This is a genomic window from Verrucomicrobium sp. BvORR106 (assembly GCF_000739655.1).
Taxonomy (GTDB): Bacteria; Verrucomicrobiota; Verrucomicrobiia; order Verrucomicrobiales; family Verrucomicrobiaceae; genus Verrucomicrobium.
Window position 1 is genome coordinate 1 of record NZ_BATR01000113.1, and the last position, 3045, is coordinate 3045.

4 protein-coding genes are annotated in these 3045 nt (G+C 54.7%); all 4 read left to right on the top strand.

Going from position 1 to position 3045, the window contains the following annotated elements; translation table 11 throughout:
* The coding region (locus BV106_RS20515) for an RHS repeat-associated core domain-containing protein (RefSeq protein WP_038167727.1) at window positions 1-1219 on the top strand (1219 nt) is incomplete at its 5' end.
* Window positions 1216-2016: a hypothetical protein gene (locus BV106_RS20520; protein WP_265595899.1), complete on the top strand. Its 801-nt coding sequence runs from the start codon at window positions 1216-1218 to the stop codon at window positions 2014-2016. The genes BV106_RS20515 and BV106_RS20520, both read left to right, overlap by 4 nt.
* 221 nt (window positions 2017-2237) lie before the next feature.
* Window positions 2238-2612 (top strand): hypothetical protein, encoded by a 375-nt coding sequence (locus BV106_RS20525; RefSeq protein WP_038167731.1) that lies wholly within the window; start codon window positions 2238-2240, stop codon window positions 2610-2612.
* Window positions 2573-3045 (top strand): hypothetical protein (locus tag BV106_RS20530; protein ID WP_038167733.1); only part of this gene is annotated, 473 nt, incomplete at its 3' end. The genes BV106_RS20525 and BV106_RS20530, both read left to right, overlap by 40 nt.

Genomic DNA, 3045 nt, shown 5'->3' on the forward strand with positions numbered 1-3045 from the left:
CGGATCGTGGGTAACCCGCACAGATACACGGTTTGTGTACGATGGGTGGAACCTCGTGGCGGAGGTGGGGTATCTGGGCACGGCTCCGGATGCCCCTCCAGCAACCAGTGTCGCTCCTCGTCCGTTCCTGCGCCGGACCTACCTGTGGGGTCAGGATCTCAGCGGCAGTTTGCAGGGCGCCGGGGGAGTGGGCGGTCTTCTCGCCATCACCCGCCATGAGCATGGTGCGGTGCCTTCCAAGGACTACTGGGTAACCGGCGACCTGAACGGCAACGTCATCGGGTTGACTACCGAAAATGGCCTGCGGGCGTTCTATGAATACGATCCCTTCGGCAAGCCGCTGCGGGTGAGCGAGCCTGAGGAAGACTTGAACCCATTCCGGTTCAGCGCGAAGTACACCGATGCGGAGACGGGGTTGAGCTACTACGGGTACCGCTATTATGACGCGGTGCGGGGGCGGTGGATCAATCGGGATCCGATTGGGGAAAAGGGCGGCGTGAATCTTCAGGGCATGCTCAAAAATAATACGCCAAATCAGTGGGACATTTTGGGACTATCAGGGGCCGATATTAAGGTTCTCGACAAGGCACCCAACTGCATAGTGCTGCTTCGACAAATGCATGGCCCCAAGGGAGCCTCGACGTATGCCCAAAAATGGTTCAAAAGTGCTATTGACCTCGTAATAGAATCTTCGGGGAATCAATGGTCCACTGGACTATACGAGATGGGATATGAGGTCTTCCCAAGATTTTATGGAAGGTTGGCCATCCTTTCGTGCAACTACAAAAATCAGGACGTCAAAGAAGGTCTTTGGATTGACGGTGTTAAGGACAGCCCGCTGGGGGGAGTGGGCTTTGCATGGTCAGCCACCGATGTGGCGCCGGAGGGCTTGGATGGTAAGAGTTTTTCCAATGGCGGATATGGTGAAGATGCGATCGCCTATTTTACCTACCTATCGCAAAGCTGGGAAGCCGCGCAAACGATGGGAAAGAATCTGTCTGACAAATGCAAAAACGATATATGTTGTAAATGCAGCAAGATAATTGTAAAATTTGAGGCTGCAAATGATGACGCGGCCAACTCGTGGAACAATGAGGCGACATTGCCCACTTACACCGAAGCTGTCCTGAGACACCCTCAGGCGTCGTTGTTCCTGAAAAAACTGCCTATGTCGGGGGCGACGGTAGAATATCCTGGAAAGGAAATTATAAAGCCATGAGATTGTGGTCACTAGTTCCAGCTGTATTGTGTTTTTATGGATTGCTTCACGCCACGGAGGTCGAAGTTGACTGGCCGGTGCCATTCCGCCAACCAGCATTGCAGGTGGTTCCAATCGATTCCAAAAATATGTATTGGATTTCGGGTGTAGAGGTGCGGGGGACGGTCGAAAACAGATATCGTTATGTGCTGCCTCAGGAGATTGCAGGGTCATGTTTGCTGACGTTGTTTGAAGGAAGTTCCTCCTCTCGCTTTGGGCACTACGCAAAGGTTGACGTTTCGGGGAAGCAAGAGGTGATTCGGGTCGTTTTTCCTGCAGTCGCAGGGCTATTTCAACTCCAAATTGAAGATGAGCATTGTCCCGAGGTCGATAAGATGGTGATCATCTATAGGCATCTATCGGATGGGAAGACTCTGGATCCCTTTTTTTACTACATTACTTCGTTGAGCAAAAAGGAAGGGGTGACTAAGAATTTTGGGGCGTACTTTCTGACGGCGGGAGAATATATTGTATGTGTTGCATCGAATGAATCTGAAGTTGCGGCGACTGGGAGAGTTTTGTACATGAAGAATGTTTCAATAACAAATGACATGCTTTTCCCGATTGGGATGAGTAAGGTGCCAGTTGATGAAATGTTTAAGATTGGGCCTGTGATTAAATCTGTATTTACGCGAGAGGATGCGTTTAAAGGTGTCGTATCCCCCGTGACGAGAGGGGCAGCTGGTTACACTGTTAACATAGTGGACTCTAAAGGGGAAATTGAGGCCATTATACCACCGAAAAGTGACAACCCATAGCAGGCCGTGCCAACAGACTGCTTCCCGAAAAATAAGCACCAAAACAAGCGTCTCGTGAGCAGAGGCTTTATGGGCAATGCTCTCTTACCATCCGAACGCGTCAACACACGGTCCCGCCACCATCCAGTGTTTGTCCCCGGCAACCGTTGGGGAGGGTCAAGCGGTGTTTTTCAACCTGCCTCTTGCACACGAACCGGGTTAGACACGCGACTTGTCTGGCTATGTCTCTGCACCTCTACCTGAACGGTGGCCGCCGGTCCATGCATGGTGGAAGCAAGGAGGCTCTGGGGCTGCTCCGCGAGCGCTGCAAGCGCAACGGCCTCAAGATTGACCAGTACGACAACTACACGGGCGGCTATCACCTCCGGCCAGATTCGCACTGGACCTATGCCTTTGATAGCCGCGGCCAGGTGACCGGCGCCCGCAAGCGCACCGTCACCAACGTGAGCACCGGCGCGGCCTTCCCGCTTGGCGGTTGGGATACCTCCTACAGTTACGATGACATTGGCAACCGGACCGCCTCCGCTTTGGGGGTGATGGCCAGGAGTCCAGCCCGGTGGGCAGTGAGGAAGTGGCCTATGAGGTCAATGCTCTGAACCAGTACACGGAGATTGAGAACCCCCGTGCATTCTTCGTGACAGGCAGTGCTCCGGCAGCGGCAACGGTGGGCATCACTCTCAACGGCACCGCAGCCAACCGGGTGGTGCCGCACTTCTGGGCTCGCCAGGAAGTGTCTGGCACTGGCCCCACCTGGGCCGACGCGACCTTGGTGGCCACCGGCGGCAGTTCGACGGTGACGGTACCCAAGCATACCTATGTGCCGCCCGCAGTAGAGACCCCTCAGTACGACGCCGACGGCAATCTTGCGGCGGATGGCCGCTGGCTGTATGCTTGGGACGGGGAGAACCGGTTGAAGGAAATAACCACGCAGGCCGCGGCCCTGTCAGGCGGAGCGCCTGACCTGCGGCTGACCTTTGCCTATGATGGACAGAGCCGCCGCATTCGCAAGCTGGTGGAGGAGAAGGTGAG

Bases quoted from the DNA above. Each gene is read 5' to 3' on its own strand.
- BV106_RS20520 (WP_265595899.1), top strand. From the start codon at position 1,216: ATGAGATTGTGGTCACTAGTTCCAGCTGTATTGTGTTTTTATGGATTG.
- BV106_RS20525 (WP_038167731.1), top strand. From the start codon at position 2,238: ATGTCTCTGCACCTCTACCTGAACGGTGGCCGCCGGTCCATGCATGGT.